General features: G+C 70.4%; 12 protein-coding genes. 4 read left to right on the top strand and 8 right to left on the bottom strand.

Annotated features, from left to right (window positions below):
• Window positions 1-101: 101 nt before the first annotated feature.
• The 7 genes from ACGFU7_RS02990 to ACGFU7_RS02960 form a co-directional block, all read right to left on the bottom strand.
• The gene (locus ACGFU7_RS02990; protein WP_393691668.1) at window positions 102-1,046 is read right to left on the bottom strand and encodes an N-acetylmuramoyl-L-alanine amidase; all 945 of its coding nucleotides are present in this window, start codon (window positions 1,044-1,046) and stop codon (window positions 102-104) included.
• A 26-nt stretch (window positions 1,047-1,072) separates the two neighbouring features.
• On the bottom strand, window positions 1,073-1,729 hold the full coding sequence (locus tag ACGFU7_RS02985) for a class I SAM-dependent methyltransferase (protein ID WP_393691667.1): 657 nt from the start codon (window positions 1,727-1,729) through the stop codon (window positions 1,073-1,075).
• Between the two features lie 134 nt (window positions 1,730-1,863).
• Complete coding sequence (locus ACGFU7_RS02980; RefSeq protein ID WP_393691665.1) at window positions 1,864-2,322, bottom strand: type II toxin-antitoxin system VapC family toxin; 459 nt, start codon at window positions 2,320-2,322, stop codon at window positions 1,864-1,866.
• The gene (locus tag ACGFU7_RS02975; RefSeq protein WP_393691663.1) at window positions 2,312-2,581 is read right to left on the bottom strand and encodes a type II toxin-antitoxin system Phd/YefM family antitoxin; all 270 of its coding nucleotides are present in this window, start codon (window positions 2,579-2,581) and stop codon (window positions 2,312-2,314) included. The genes ACGFU7_RS02980 and ACGFU7_RS02975 overlap by 11 nt, the downstream gene beginning before the upstream one ends.
• Window positions 2,582-2,722: 141 nt before the next feature.
• Window positions 2,723-4,054, bottom strand: a complete 1,332-nt coding sequence (locus ACGFU7_RS02970; RefSeq protein WP_393691661.1) for a M20/M25/M40 family metallo-hydrolase — start codon at window positions 4,052-4,054, stop codon at window positions 2,723-2,725.
• Window positions 4,051-5,439 carry a cytosine permease gene (locus ACGFU7_RS02965; RefSeq protein ID WP_393691659.1) on the bottom strand — a complete coding sequence of 463 codons (1,389 nt, stop codon included), beginning with the start codon at window positions 5,437-5,439 and terminating at the stop codon, window positions 4,051-4,053. Before ACGFU7_RS02965 ends, ACGFU7_RS02970 begins: the two co-directional genes overlap by 4 nt.
• Window positions 5,439-6,392 carry a DUF1177 domain-containing protein gene (locus ACGFU7_RS02960; RefSeq protein WP_393691657.1) on the bottom strand — a complete coding sequence of 318 codons (954 nt, stop codon included), beginning with the start codon at window positions 6,390-6,392 and terminating at the stop codon, window positions 5,439-5,441. The genes ACGFU7_RS02965 and ACGFU7_RS02960 overlap by 1 nt, the downstream gene beginning before the upstream one ends.
• A gap of 150 nt (window positions 6,393-6,542) precedes the next feature.
• Here ACGFU7_RS02960 and ACGFU7_RS02955 point away from each other — a divergent pair, with 150 nt between their 5' ends.
• Both ACGFU7_RS02955 and pepE read left to right on the top strand, forming a co-directional pair.
• Window positions 6,543-7,370 (top strand): IclR family transcriptional regulator, encoded by an 828-nt coding sequence (locus ACGFU7_RS02955; protein WP_393691655.1) that lies wholly within the window; start codon window positions 6,543-6,545, stop codon window positions 7,368-7,370.
• A 29-nt stretch (window positions 7,371-7,399) separates the two neighbouring features.
• Window positions 7,400-8,128, top strand: coding sequence for a dipeptidase PepE (gene pepE, locus ACGFU7_RS02950; RefSeq protein WP_393691653.1), 729 nt, complete (start codon window positions 7,400-7,402; stop codon window positions 8,126-8,128).
• Here pepE and ACGFU7_RS02945 read toward each other — a convergent pair.
• Window positions 8,091-9,887 (bottom strand): MFS transporter, encoded by a 1,797-nt coding sequence (locus ACGFU7_RS02945; RefSeq protein WP_393691651.1) that lies wholly within the window; start codon window positions 9,885-9,887, stop codon window positions 8,091-8,093. The genes pepE and ACGFU7_RS02945 overlap by 38 nt on opposite strands.
• A gap of 257 nt (window positions 9,888-10,144) precedes the next feature.
• On the opposite strand from ACGFU7_RS02945, the gene ACGFU7_RS02940 reads away from it, so the two are divergent.
• Together ACGFU7_RS02940 and ACGFU7_RS02935 are read left to right on the top strand one after the other, a co-directional pair.
• A complete protein-coding gene (locus ACGFU7_RS02940) occupies window positions 10,145-12,328 on the top strand; it encodes an acyl-CoA dehydrogenase (protein WP_393691649.1) in 2,184 nt (727 codons plus the stop codon).
• A 302-nt stretch (window positions 12,329-12,630) separates the two neighbouring features.
• Window positions 12,631-13,818 (top strand): lipid-transfer protein, encoded by a 1,188-nt coding sequence (locus ACGFU7_RS02935; protein WP_393691647.1) that lies wholly within the window; start codon window positions 12,631-12,633, stop codon window positions 13,816-13,818.
• The last annotated feature ends 59 nt before the right edge of the window (window positions 13,819-13,877 follow it).

The following is a 13,877-nucleotide window of genomic DNA, read 5'->3' as shown; positions in this document are numbered from 1 at the left end:
CCCCATCGTACGGATGAATCTATCGTCTGCCCGGACTGGTTGTGTCCCTGCCCGGGACCTGGGCGCACTTCCCCCCAATTTCGCCTCAGAACTACCTCTTGCTACCCCTTCAGGTAGCTGCTGATGCCATCGGCGATGCCCTGCGCCGCCTTCTGGCGCCAACTCGCACTGGTGAGCAGGGCGGCATCCTTCGGATCACGCATATTGCCGCATTCGATGAACACTTTGGGCACGGTCGACAAATTCAGTCCGCCCAGGTCCTTGCGGATGTCCAACCCCGTATTGCCGCCTACGTAATTGGAAGGCGCACTTCCGGTATCGCGGACGAAGAGACCTGCGATCCGGGTGCCGAGATCGCGCGACGGCTGGACGATCTCGGAGGTGTCCGCCGCGCCTCCCCGCACCGGCGCGGGGAGGATCACATGGAAGCCGCGGTTGCCGACCGCGGAACCGTCCGCGTGCACCGAGACCACCGCATCGGCCTCGGCATCGTTTCCGATCCGGGCCCGCTCGTCGACACAGGGCCCGTACGGGCGGTTGTTGTCGTACGTCAGCACGACCTTCGCGCCCTGCGCCCGCAGGAGCGTGCGCAGCCGATGCGACACGTCAAGGGTGAACTGCGCTTCCGCATAGCCGGAGTTGGTCGATGTTCCGGTGGTGTCGCACTCCTTGTGCGTGGTGCCGATGTCCACCTGGCGGTTGATCTCGCGGGTGTGCAGATGGTTGTTCGGGTTGTGCCCGGGATCGATGACGACGGTTTTCCCGGACAGCGGCCCGGCGGCCCGGCCGCCCGTGGACTTCGAGGGCTTCGCGGACGGGGTGGGCGATGCGGACGTCTTCTCCGGCGCCGGAGCGCTCTTCGACGGCGAGGCCGACGGCGGCGCGGCGGAGGTACCGCTGCTGCCCTGCCGGGGCAGGTCCTGTGCCCCGCCGCTGCCACCGCCCGCGCCGCAGCCCGCGGCAGTCAGGCACATGGCTGCGAGCGCGGCGGCGACGAACAGGGGCCGGCGGCGCGGGGTGGGGGGAACGCTCTCGTCGTACGGCACCCCGCGATGCTATCGGGGCGTCGGTCTCAGATCCCCGGTCCCGTGCGCCGCAGCACCCGCAGCGAATCCGTCACCGAGACCTCGCTGAACGCGCCCGAGGCCAGCGCCCGCAGATAGACGCGGTACGGGGCCTGGCCGCCGTGCGCGGGGTCCGGGAACACGTCGTGGATCACGAGCAGCCCGCCGTCGGCGACATGTGGCGCCCAGCCCTCGTAGTCACCGTTCGCATGCTCGTCGGTGTGACCGCCGTCGATGAAGACGAAGCCGAGCTTCCCGCCCCAGACGGCCGCGACCTGCGGAGACCGTCCGACCAGGGCCACGACATGGTCTTCGAGACCTGCTGCGTGCAGGGTCCGGCGGAACGTCGGCAGCGTGTCCATCCGGCCGACCTCCGGGTCCACGACGGTCGGGTCGTGGTACTCCCAGCCGGGCTGCTGCTCCTCGCTGCCGCGGTGGTGGTCGACGGTGAGAGCGGTCACGCCGGCCGCCCGGGCGGCATCGGCGAGCAGGATGGTGGAGCGCCCGCAGTACGTCCCGACCTCAAGGACCGGCAGCCCCAGCGCGGCGGCCTCGACGGCGGCCCGGTACAGCGCGAGTCCTTCGACCACCGGCATGAAGCCCTTGGCGGCCTGGAAGGCGGCGAGAATCTCGGGCTTGGGCGCGGCGACGGACTCGGCGGGCACGGGTTCCTCCTGGTGGGGACGGTTCTAAGACCGGGGTACGCGTTCGACGGCGCCCCATCGTGCCGTACGCCCCCGCCGAAGGCATCGGCGGGGGCGTACGAGGGGTGAGCCCGGGGCTGGGTGCACCCGGCGGCCTATCGGTCGTGGAGAACCTGCGGCCTTGTGACAGGGACGACCGTGAGCAGGTCGTCCAGTCCCTTGAAATCATCGGGGTTCGTGGTGAAGAGGGGGAGATCCTCGGCGATGGCGATGGACGCGATCATCAAGTCGGCCACCCGGCGCCGCGGCTTGCGACCGGCGCCGATCACGGCAGCACAGACCCTGCCGTAGATTCGGGCTGCCTCCGCGTCGAAGGGGATCGGGTCGAACTCGTTCTCGGCACGTTGGAGGACATCCAGCCGACGGGCCCGCTCGGCGAACTCGTCGTAGTCGTCCTGCTCTTCGTTCCGCCGCACCTCGTGCGGTCCGGCGGAGAGCTCGGCCAGTGTGATGGCGCTGATCGCCACCTCTGCGGGGAGTTCCTCGGGATCCACCCATCTACGCAGAATCATGATGTTGGTGTCGAGTAGTCCCTGTTCGTATTCAACGGGCATACGGGTCGTCCAGCCTCTGCTCGGCGGTGGCGTCCTGATCCGCCCGGAAGGCGTCCAACGAGATGTCGGAAGCGGTGCGGGACATGGCGGCGAACTCACCGCGCGGGACGAACCGCCTGCGTCGGCGCAACGGGATCAGCTCGCCGATGCGGTGTCCGTCCCGCGTGACGGTGAAGGCCTGCCCACCCTGGACGGCGTCCATGATTTCTTTCGACCTGTTGCGCAGGTCGCGTTGCGTGATCTCCTGCTGCGCTGCCATGGCAACAACGTAGCACCGTGTGCTATTGGGTGCTATGTGGTGCCGCGCCGCAGTGCGTACGCCCCCGCCGAAGGCATCGGCGGGGGCATACGAGGGGTGAGCCCGGGTCGGGGCGCCCCCGGCGGGGCTGCGATATGGAGGTCAGCAGCTCTGCCAGAGTCGGGTCATGACCCGGACGCCGAAGCGCAGGCCCTCCAGCGGGACGCGCTCGTCCACGCCGTGGAAGAGGCGGCCGTAGTCCAGGTCGTGCGGGAGCTTGAGGCCCTTGAAGCCGAAGCAGCGGATGCCGAGGTGGGTGAAGGCCTTGGCGTCGGTGCCGCCCGGGTTGCAGTACGGGACGGGGTGGCCGTCCGGGTCCTCGGCGCGCACGGCCTCGCACATGGCGTCGACCAGCGGGCCGTCGAACGTGGTCTCCAGCGCGATGTCGTGGTTGACCCACTCGCGGCTGACCGAGGGGAGGAGGAGCTTGTCGATGGTGTCGATCAGCTCCTGCTCGTGGCCGGGCAGGAAGCGGCCGTCCACCCGGGCGGTCGCCTTTCCGGGGATGACATTGGTCTGGTAGCCCGCGTCGAACATGGTGGGGTTCGCGGAGTTGCGGAGCACCACCTGCATGAAGTCGGAGACCGGGCCCAGCCTGGCGAGGCTGCCCTCGATGTCGTTCTCGTCGAACTCGACACCGTAGAGGCGGGCGGCCTCTTCGAGCAGGGCGCGAACCGGTTCGATCAGCCGGATGGGGAAGGTCTCGCGGCCGATCCGGGTGAGGGACTCGGCGAGGTCGGTGACCGCGTTCTCGTCGTTGGGGGACGAGCCGTGGCCGGCCCGGCCGGTGGCGGTGAGCTCCATCCAGGCCATGCCGCGCTGGGCGTTCTCGATCGGGTAGAGGCGACGGGTGTCGTCGATGGCGAAGGAGAAGCCGCCGCCCTCGCCGATCGCCTCGGTGACCCCGGCGAACAGCTCCGGGCGGTGCTCGACCAACCAGTGGGCGCCGAACTTCCCGCCCGCCTCCTCGTCGGCGAGGAAGGCCAGGACCAGGTCGCGCGAGGGCCTGGTGCCGGTGCGGACGAAGTGGCGGGCGGTCGCCAGCATGACGGCCACCGTGTCCTTCATGTCGATCGCGCCGCGGCCCCAGAGGTAGCCGTCGCGGATCTCGCCGGAGAACGGCGGGACCTGCCACTCGGAGGCGTCGGCCGGGACCACGTCCAGGTGGCCGTGGACCAGGAGGGCGCCGCGCTCCGGGTCGGCGCCCGCGATCCGGGCGATGACACTGGCGCGGCCCGGGGCGGACTCGACCAGCTCGGACTCGATGCCCACCTCGGCGAGGCGGCCCACCACCCAGTCGGCGCTCGCACGCTCGTTGCTGGTGGGGTTGGAGGTGTCGAACCTGATCAGTTCGGCGCAGAGTTCGATGACCTCGTCCTGGGCCTCGGCGGACGCCGGGACGAGGGAGGGGGCGGTGGGGTCGAGGGGGGTCATGCTGCTCCCACAGGGGTTGTCGCGCGGGCGGCGGGGGCGGCGTCGTCCTCGTCGTCCAGGGTGGAGGTGCCGTACGGCTTCACCCAGCCCAGCAGGCCGAGGACGCTGTACAGGATGAAGGCGGTGGCCAGCGAGTTCAGGGCCGGGATGCCGCCGTCGTAGAACTTGCCGACGCAGAACGCCGCGATCCAGATGGCGATGGACATCGGCACCCAGGTCGGCGAGGACTTCGGCAGGGTCTCCGACTCCCGGGTCTCGTCCAGCGGCTTGCGCATCCGCTTGACGACCCAGTACTCGGCCACGATGATGCCGCCGATCGGCGGGATGGCGACGCCGAGGACCGAGAGGAACTCGGTGAAGTGGGTCATGATCCCGACCGCGGACAGGGCCGTGCCCGCGATGCCGAGGACGATCGTGACCGCGCCGCGGTGCAGCCGCTTGCCGAAGACGACCTGGAAGAAGTTGACGACGCCGAGGGAGGAGCCGTACAGGTTCCAGTCGTTGATCTTGGCGGTGGACATCAGGACCACGATGACGCCGAAGGCGCCGGAGGTGGAGAGCACGATGTGCGAGACCTCGTTGCTCTTCACCAGGTGGCCCAGGAGCACACCGGTCAGGCCGACGATGTACTCGGAGAGGATCATCGACGAGGCGCTCTGCAGGAAGACGTGCGAGCCCTTCCGGTTGTACCGGGTCATCTCCGGGGACACGATGGCGCCGGTCATGTAGCCGCCCGCGATGGCGGTGGCGGCGACGGCGAGCGGGATCGTCTGGCCGGGCGGCGGCGAGTGGATCAGCTCGCTGAACGAGTGGTCCTTCAGTGTCGAGATGACCGACCAGGCGACCATCGCGAAGAACAGCGGCGTGACGATCTTGGCGAAGGCGGCCATGTACTTGAAGCCGAAGATCACCAGTGCGGTGATGGCGATGCCCGCCAGTACGCACCACATCCAGGACGGGCCGCCGACCAGCGCCGAGACGCTGTTGCCGAAGATCGTGTTCTGGACGCCGAACCAGCCGACCAGGCTGACCGCGATGACGAAGCTGACCAGCGCCGAGCCGTTGCGGCCGAAGCCGACCCAGCGGGTCAGCATCGGTGTCGCCAGACCCTCGCGCATACCGGCCAGGCCGATCGCGAAGATCACGACCTCCAGGATCACCGCGCCGAGCGTGAAGGCGAGGAAGGCGTCCCCGAAGGTCATGCCGACGCCGATGGTGGCGCCGAGGGTGAACTGCGAGATCGAGCCGGACTGGGCCAGCCACTGCAGCAGCATGGACCAGAAACCGAACCGCTTGTCACGCGGGACACGGGAGAGCGCGTAGTCGTCGCTGCCGATGCTCTTGGCCTCGGGGGCCACGGCCTCGGCCTGCGGGGCGGCTGCCATCAGGACTCCTGGGGTGTACGGCCGAAGGTCTGCAGGTGAGCCAGCGACCCGTAGCGGTTGACGAGGTTGTCGAACTCCACCGCGTCGTGGAAGTCCAGGTGGCCACTGCCGTAGGCCTTGGCGACCTCCACGGCGTAGCGGGCGGCGGACGCGATGTCCGCCTCGTGGCTCGCGCCCGTACCGCAGCCCGGTACCGCGGCGGCCGAGGTGATGGCCAGGCCGACGACCGGGGCGGCCGTCGCGGTGGAGGGCTGCAGGATCGAATTGATGTGGTGTGCACCGTTACCGTACGGGGTGATGTCCTGCGTGGTCACCGGGTACGTGACCAACGGCTCACCGGTCACCACGGCGAGCAGTTCGCCGAGCTGCTCGCCGACCCGGAGCACCCAGCCCTCCTTGACGGTGGGCGACAGGGCGAGGCCCTTGTGGTTGATGATCCGGTTGCCCTTGGTGGTGTCGATGGAGAGCACAGCCTCCATCTCACCGGTCACCTCGTGGCTGTTCATGGTGGCGATGTCCACGGGCGAGCCCATGAACGGCACCGGGTCGTGCGGCTCGGTCGGCGCGTTCGGGCAGATGTGGGTGGCGACGATCACATCGCCGGGCAGCACATCGCCGCGGCGGCGCATGTCGAGCAGCTTGGCGGCGGTGGCGACGGCCGAGACCGCGCCGTCGGCGTCGGAGACCATGCCGACCACCCCGGGCCGGGCGCCGATGCCGCCGAGCCGGCCCACCACGCCCAGCGTGCGGGCGCTGCCCCCGGATGTGCGCCCTTGTGCGCCCGGGATGCGGACCATCACGAAGTCCGTCGAGCCCTGCTCGCCGACGACCGTGGTGACCTGCGCCGACGAACCCTTGGCCCCGCTCACGGAGTCGAGGTACCCGGCGACCGTCTTGCCATTGACCTGGGGATCGTCCAGCAGATCGACGATGTCCAGCACGTACTTCAACATGGGGGGCCTTTCTCGCTCATCCGGGCACCCGGGCCGGCGCTCGACGGGGGAAGCGCGGGGCGGGGTGCTCAGGCAACATTCGGGATCGGATAGCGTTGAGCGCAACTGTTTCCCGTTATTTGCAATTCAGGTCTGAATGGTGAGATGACGATGGCGGACTTCGATATGGACCGGCGCACGCCCGCCGGGGCGCTGCAAACCGTCGACCGGGCGCTCCTCGTGCTGCTCGCCTTCGAGCGGACCCGGCCCGACTGGGGCGTCACCGAGGTCGCCGAGGAGTTCGGCTGGGACACCTCGGTGGCCCAGCGGCTGCTCGCCACCCTCGCCGGGCGCGGCTTCCTGGTCTCGGACCCGGTCACCCGCCGCTACCGCATCGGCCCCGCCGTACTGCGCCTGGGCAGGCTCTGGGAGCGTTCCGGATCGCTGGAACTGCTGGCCGGGCCGGTCCTGGAGGAGCTGCGCCGGGTCACCGGCGACACGGTCCTGTTCTGTCTGCCGGACAGCTTCCACATGCGGTGCGTCGCCGCGGAGGAGGGGGAGGCCGGGCCGCTGCGCTACTACCCGCTGGTCGGCGAGCTCTACCCGGCGCACGCCGGGGCGACCAGCAAGTCGTACTACGCGTATCTGCCCGACGAGCAGCGCCACCGCCTCTTCCGGGGCCGCCCGATGGCCCGCTTCACCGACCGGACGGTCACCGACCCGGACCGGCTGGAGGAGGAGTTCCTCAAGGTCCGCGCCCAGGGGTACGCCTGGACGGTCGGCGAGTACGACACCGGAATCGCGACCGTCGCCGTACCGGTCTTCCTCGGGCGCGAACCGTACGGCAGCCTCAGCCTCGGCGGCGCCGAGGAGCTCTTCCGCGGGGCGCCGGAGGACCGGCTCGACGCCCTGCGCCATGCGGCCCAGCTGCTGGAGAGGCGGCTCACCCAGCCTCCGCAGCGCCCGAAGCCCCGCCCCCGCCGCACGCGCACCACCTGACGAATCAGAACAGAACCAAGAGGAACCTCGTGAATCTGCTGCTGCTCTCCAACTCCACCCAGTACGGCTGCGGTTATCTGGAACACGCCCTCGACACCGTCACCGCGTTCCTGCCCTCCGGCGCCCGACTGGCCTTCGTCCCCTACGCGCTCGCCGACTACACCACGTACACCGCACGCGTCCGCGATGCCCTCGCACCGTCCGGCATCACCGTCCGCGGGGTTCATGAGAACGCCGACCCGGTCGCCGAACTCGCCGCGTCCGACGCCGTGTTCATCGGCGGCGGCAACTCCTTCCGGCTGCTGAGCGCCCTGTACCGGACCGGTCTGCGGGACGCCGTGATCGAAGCGGTGCGCGACGGGCTGCCGTACATGGGGGCCAGCGCGGGTACGAACATGGCGGCGCCCACCCTCCGTACCACCAACGACATGCCCATCGTGCAGCCGCCGTCCTTCGAGACGCTCGGCCTCGTCCCGTTCCAGATCAACCCGCACTATCTGGACCCGGACCCGGAGAGCACCCACAAGGGCGAGACCCGCGAGGAGCGGCTCACCGAGTTCCTGGAGGAGAACGACGTGCCGGTGCTCGGCCTGCGCGAGGGGTCATGGCTGCGGGTCAACGGGCGCCAGGCCCGGGTGCAGGGCGCCCGCCCCGCCCGGCTGTTCACCCGCGGCGCACAGCCGCAGGAGCTTCCGGTGGGGGCGGACGTCTCTCATCTGCTCACGACGACACCGCGGTTCGACGCTCCGGTGCGCTGACGCTCAGCACCAGATCGGCATCGACCGGCAGCCCGTTGCCGGGGTAGGCCGCCGGATAGGCGCGCGGCGCGTATCCGGCGGCCGATCCGGCCAGCACGAAGTTGCCGCCGGACGGGGCGGCCAGCATGTAGTGGCCGTCCTCGTCCGCCACGGTGAGACCGGCCTGCCGGCCCCGGTGGTCGATCAGCGTGACATTGGCGCGGGCCACCGGCGTACCGTCCGCGTCCAGCACCCGGCCGCGGAAGCCGCCCGAGCCGGCGACCGGGCGGGATACGGAGAGTGCGGGGGCCGACGCGTCGTCGTCGCTGCTCGCCAGCAGCGCCGGGCGCATCGCATCGCGCTGCGACGGCAGGAACGCGGCCAGCACCAGCCCGACCACCACCGCACCCGTCGCGATCAGGAACGAGATGTGGAACCCCTCCATCGAGGGCAACGACACCCCGCCCGTCCGCACCGAGGTGTTCGCCAGCACCATGCCGATCACGGCGCTCGACACCGACGTACCGATCGACCGCATCAGGGTGTTCAGACCATTGGCCGCACCCGTCTCGGACGGATCGACGGCCCCGATGATCAGTGCGGGCAGCGAGGAGTACGCGAGTCCGATACCGGCCCCGAGCACCACCGCGATCACGACGGTCTGCCAGGCGGCGCTCATCAGCCCGAGCCCGGCCCCGTAACCGATCGCGATGATCAGCATGCCGAGCATCAGCGACACCTTGGGGCCGCGGCGGGCGGACAGCCGGGCGTACAGCGGGGCGACGAACATCATCGTCAGACCGAGCGGCGCCACGCACAGCCCGGCGACCACCATCGACTGGCCGAGGCCGTATCCCGTCGACGCCGGCAGCTGGAGCAGCTGCGGCAGGACCAGCGAGACGGCGTAGAAGGCGACCCCGACCATGATCGAGGCGAGGTTGGTGAGCAGCACCTCGCGCCGGGCCGTGGTCCGCAGATCGACCAGCGGCGCCGGGCTGCGCAGCTCGAAGAGGCCCCACAGGACCAGAATCACCAGGGCGGCGGCGATCAGACCCAGTGTGGTGCCCGAGGTCCAGCCCCAGTCACTGCCCTTGGTGATGGGCAGCAGCAGGCAGACCAGACCGAGCGAGAGCCCGAGCGCACCGACGATGTCGAACCGTCCGGGTGCACGCAGCGTGGTCTCCGGCACGACGAGGACGGTGAGCGCCATCGACAGCACACCGAGACCGGCCGCACCGAAGAACAGGGTGTGCCAGTCGGAGTGCTGGGCGACCAGCGCGGCGGCGGGCAGCGCGAGTCCGCCGCCCACCCCGATCGAGGAACTCATCAGCGCCATCGCCGAGCCGAGCTTCTCGCGCGGCAGCTCGTCGCGCATGATGCCGATGCCCAGCGGGATGGCGCCCATGGCGAAGCCCTGGAGCGCGCGTCCCACGATCATGACGACGAGATCGTCGGTGAAGGCGCATATCAGTGAGCCGATCACCATCACGGCGAGGCTGGCGAGCAGCATCTTCCGCTTGCCGTAGAGATCGCCGAGCCGCCCCATGATCGGGGTGGAGACGGCCCCCGCGAGCAGGGTCGCGGTCATCACCCAGGTGGCGTTGGACGGATCGGTGTGGAGAAGGGCGGGGAGATCCTTGATGACGGGGACGAGCAGGGTCTGCATCACCGCGACGGTGATACCCGCGAAGGCGAGTACGGGGACGACACCGCCGCCCGCCTTGCGCGGCCGCGGATCGGGGAGTTCCCCGGCGTGCTGTTCGTTCGTCGTCTGTGGCATACGTGCGGCCTCCGGCGGCGTGATCGAGGGTCTGAAGAGGCGTGCGGGTCCTTGGGCGGGCAGCACCGACCGCCAGGTGTGTGCAGGGTGAAACCTTCCGCATGTCCGAGGTATTCCGGTGAGCGGGGTACGAACGGGGCACGGCCGCGCACCCGGTCCGAAGCGTGCGCCGATTCCCCTGTCGTCCGACCTTCCGTCGGATTGGAACGTGTTCTACTCTTGCGCCGTTCCAGTGGCTGCGACCGGCGAGGATCCGCATGGGCATCGGAATCACCGAAGAGCAGAGGGAATTGGCGCAGGCCGTACGGGGCTGGCTGGCGCGCGCCGTACCGCCGGAGGAGATCCGCAAACTCCTGGACGCGGACGCCCCCGGTACCCCCGGCGTGCGCCCCGGGTACTGGGACGGGCTCGTGGAACAGGGCCTCCTCTCCATCCATCTGCCCGAGGAGTGCGGGGGCGGGGGCGGCCGGCTCCTCGATCTGGCCGTGGTCCTGGAGGAGGCGGGCCGGGCCGCGCTCCCCGGCCCGTATCTCGCGAGCGCCCTCACCTCCGCCGTACTGCACGCGTCGGGGGCGGGCGAGGCGGTACGCGGCCTCGCGGCCGGTACGCGCATCGGCGCCGTCGCCCTCGGCCCCGGCACCCTCACCGCCGTGGAGCACGAGGACGGCCACCTCCTCGACGGCACGGCCCCGCCCGTACTCTCCGGCGCCGATGCCGACCTCCTCCTGCTCCCCGCCGAATCGGCCACCGGCACCCTCTGGTTCGCCGTCGACGCCGCCACCGAGGGACTGACCGCACGCCCGCACCGCAGCGCCGACCCGACCCGCCCCACGGCCGAGATACGCGCCGAGGGCGTACTCGTCCCCAGGGAACGCGTCGTACGGACCGACACCGCACACGTCCGCGACCTCACCGCCGTCCTCTTCTCCGCCGAAGCGTGCGGAACCGCGGCCCGGGCACTGGACACCGCCGTCGAATACGCCAAGGTCCGCGAACAGTTCGGCCGCCCCATCGGACAGTTCCAGGGCATCAAGCACCTCTGCGCCGACATGCTCGTACGGGTCGAGCGGGCCCGCGCGCTGGTGTGGGACGCGGTCCGGGCCGCCGACGAGGAGGTGGACCCGGATGTACGGTCCATGGCCGCCGCCCTCGCCGCGTCGGACGCCCTCGACGCCGCGTACGGCTGCGCCAAGGACTGCATCCAGATCCTCGGCGGCATCGGCTTCACCTGGGAGCACGACGCCCATCTGTATCTGCGCCGGGCCCTGGTGGCCCGGCAGCTGCTGGGGGCCGGAGACGCCCACCGGCTGCGGGCCGTACGGCTGGCCGAGGGCGGGGCGCGCCGCGAACTCACCCTCGAACTCCCCGCAGAGGCCGCGGCCCACCGCGCCGAGGCGGGCTGGGCCGTCGCCGCTGCCCGTGGCCTCGACCCGCAGGCCGCCCGCCACGCCCTCGCGCCGACCGGCTACGCGGCCCCGCACCTCCCCGCCCCCTACGGACTGGGCGCCAACCCCGTCCAACAACTCGCCGTACAGCAGGAGTTGAAGGAGCAAGGGGTGAAGCTGAGCGACCTCGGGATCGCCACCTGGGTCGTCCCCTCACTCATCGCCCACGGGACGGCACAGCAACAGGACCGCTACCTGCTGCCCACCCTGCGCGGCGAACTCCTCTGGTGCCAGCTGTTCTCCGAACCCGGCGCGGGCTCCGACCTCGCCTCGCTCCGGACGAGGGCGGAGAAGACCGACGAAGGCTGGCGGATCAACGGGCAGAAGGTCTGGACGAGCGCCGCTCAATGGGCCGACCACGGAATCCTGCTCGCCAGGACCGACCCGGACGCACCCAAGCACCAGGGGCTCAGCTACTTCCTCGTCGACATGAAGAACACCGAGGGCATCGACATCCGCCCGCTGAAGGAGATCACCGGCGACTCCCTCTTCAACGAGGTGTACTTCGACGACGCCCTGCTGCCCGCCGACGCCCTCGTCGGCGAGATCGGCGACGGCTGGCGGGTCGCCCGCAACACCCTCGGCAACGAGCGCGTCCACATGGCCGACCAGATGACCTTCGACACCGACCTGGAGGCGCTGATCGCCCGCTCCGGCGAACTCGACGGCACGTACCGGGCCCGGATCGGAGCACTCGCCGCCGAGGCCCACGCTCTCGCCTGCATCGGACTGCGGACCACTCTGCAGCAGGTGTCCGGACTCGAACCCGGCGCGGGGGCCTCCATCCGCAAACTCGTCCAGACCACCCACCAGCAGAAGGTCGCCGAACTGGCCCTCGAACTCCTCGGCCCGGCCGGGGCGGTCGGCGAAGGGGCGGGGGAGCGGGCCGTGCACGGCTTCCTGATGTCCCGCTGTCTGACCATCGCGGGCGGCACCACCCAGGTTCAGCTCAATGTCGTCGCCGAGCGCATCCTCGGCCTCCCGCGCGATCAGTGACGCGGGGAGCGTCCCGTCCGCGCCGGGCCGGCATTGTCCGGGGGTGGAGCTACGTGCCCGCATCCCCCTCGACCCGTCCGACCCGCCCGGCCTGGAGAACCTCCTCACCGACGAGGGACACGGGCGGTCCGCGACACCGTCCGTCAGTTCCGCACCGAGCGGATCCAGCCGCACATCGGCGCGCGCTCGGCCAGGCACTCACCGGGCACGCAGCCTTCCGCTGACCGACTCCCGCTGCCATTATCTGACGCATCGTCAGATGTGTCGGAAAGTGGCAGCGGAAGCGGCCCGAGAGGGAGACCATGAAGGCGTTCATCGTCGGCGTCGGGATGACGAAGTTCGAGAAGCCCGAAACGCGCGACTGGCAGTACTGGGACATGGCGAAGGAGGCCGGGACAGCGGCGCTCGCCGACGCCGGGATCGCGTATGAGCAGGTGCAGCAGGTCCCCGTCGGCTACTGCTTCCAGGCCTCCACGGCCGGGCAGCGGGCGGTGTACGAACTCGGCCTGACCGGAGTGCCCGTCTACAACGTCAACAACAACTGCGCGACCGGCTCCACCGCGCTCATGATGGCCCGGCAGTTCGTCGAAGGCGGTATCAGCGACTGCGTACTCGCGCTCGGCTTCGAGAAGATGGCGCGCGGGGCGCTCGGCGGCGGCTCCGACGGCGGCGACTTCAAGACGTCCCCCGTCGCCCGGCACTACGGGATCATGGCCGCCGCCCACGGCTTCGAGATGACCCCGCCGACCGCCCAGATCTTCGGCAACGCGGCCCGCGAACACATGGAGCGGTACGGGACGACCGAGGCGCAGCTCGCGGCGGTCGGCGCCAAGAACCACCGGCACTCGGTGAACAACCCGTACGCCCAGTTCCAGGACGCGTACACGGTCGACGAGATCCTCGCCGCCAGGACCATCCACCGCCCGCTGACCAAGCTCCAGTGCTCGCCCACCTCCGACGGATCGGCCGCCGCCGTCGTCGTATCGGAGCGCTTCGTCGAGAGCCACGGGCTCGGCGACAAGGCGGTCGAGATCGTCGCCCAGGCCATGACCACCGACACCGGTGACTCCTTCGCCTCCGGTACCTGCATCGACGCCGTCGGACAACCGATGTCGCGGGCCGCCGCCCGGCAGGTGTACGAGGCCTCGGGGCTCTCGGCCACCGACCTCGACGTCATCGAGCTGCACGACTGCTTCTCCATCAACGAACTCCTCACCTACGAGGCGCTCGGGCTGTGCGGCGAGGGCGAGTCCGGGAAACTCGTCGAGTCCGGGGCCACCACGTACGGCGGCCGGTGGGTGGTCAACCCGTCCGGCGGGCTGATCTCGAAGGGACACCCGCTCGGCGCCACCGGAATCGCCCAGGCCGCCGAACTCACCTGGCAGCTCAGGGGGGAGGCGCAGGGCAGGCAGGTGAAGGACGCCCGGGTCGGCCTGGCCCACAACATCGGGCTCGGCGGGGCGGCGGTGGTGACGTTGCTGCGGCGGTAGTGCAGGGGCAGGGGCAGGGGCAGGGGCAGGGGCGGGTGGCTCGTGCGCGGCGGCGGGGC

The organism is Streptomyces sp. NPDC048473 (genome assembly GCF_043200155.1).
Lineage (GTDB): Bacteria > Actinomycetota > Actinomycetes > Streptomycetales > Streptomycetaceae > Streptomyces.
The sequence above is the reverse complement of the archived record's forward strand: the minus strand, read 5'-3'. Positions and strand labels throughout refer to the sequence as shown.

Bases quoted from the DNA above. Each gene is read 5' to 3' on its own strand.
- ACGFU7_RS02980 (WP_393691665.1), bottom strand. From the start codon at position 2,322: ATGCCCGTTGAATACGAACAGGGACTACTCGACACCAACATCATGATT.
- ACGFU7_RS02975 (WP_393691663.1), bottom strand. From the start codon at position 2,581: ATGGCAGCGCAGCAGGAGATCACGCAACGCGACCTGCGCAACAGGTCG.
- ACGFU7_RS02970 (WP_393691661.1), bottom strand. From the start codon at position 4,054: ATGACCCCCCTCGACCCCACCGCCCCCTCCCTCGTCCCGGCGTCCGCC.
- ACGFU7_RS02965 (WP_393691659.1), bottom strand. From the start codon at position 5,439: ATGGCAGCCGCCCCGCAGGCCGAGGCCGTGGCCCCCGAGGCCAAGAGC.
- ACGFU7_RS02960 (WP_393691657.1), bottom strand. From the start codon at position 6,392: ATGTTGAAGTACGTGCTGGACATCGTCGATCTGCTGGACGATCCCCAG.
- ACGFU7_RS02955 (WP_393691655.1), top strand. From the start codon at position 6,543: ATGGCGGACTTCGATATGGACCGGCGCACGCCCGCCGGGGCGCTGCAA.
- ACGFU7_RS02945 (WP_393691651.1), bottom strand. From the start codon at position 9,887: ATGCCACAGACGACGAACGAACAGCACGCCGGGGAACTCCCCGATCCG.
- ACGFU7_RS02940 (WP_393691649.1), top strand. From the start codon at position 10,145: ATGGGCATCGGAATCACCGAAGAGCAGAGGGAATTGGCGCAGGCCGTA.
- ACGFU7_RS02935 (WP_393691647.1), top strand. From the start codon at position 12,631: ATGAAGGCGTTCATCGTCGGCGTCGGGATGACGAAGTTCGAGAAGCCC.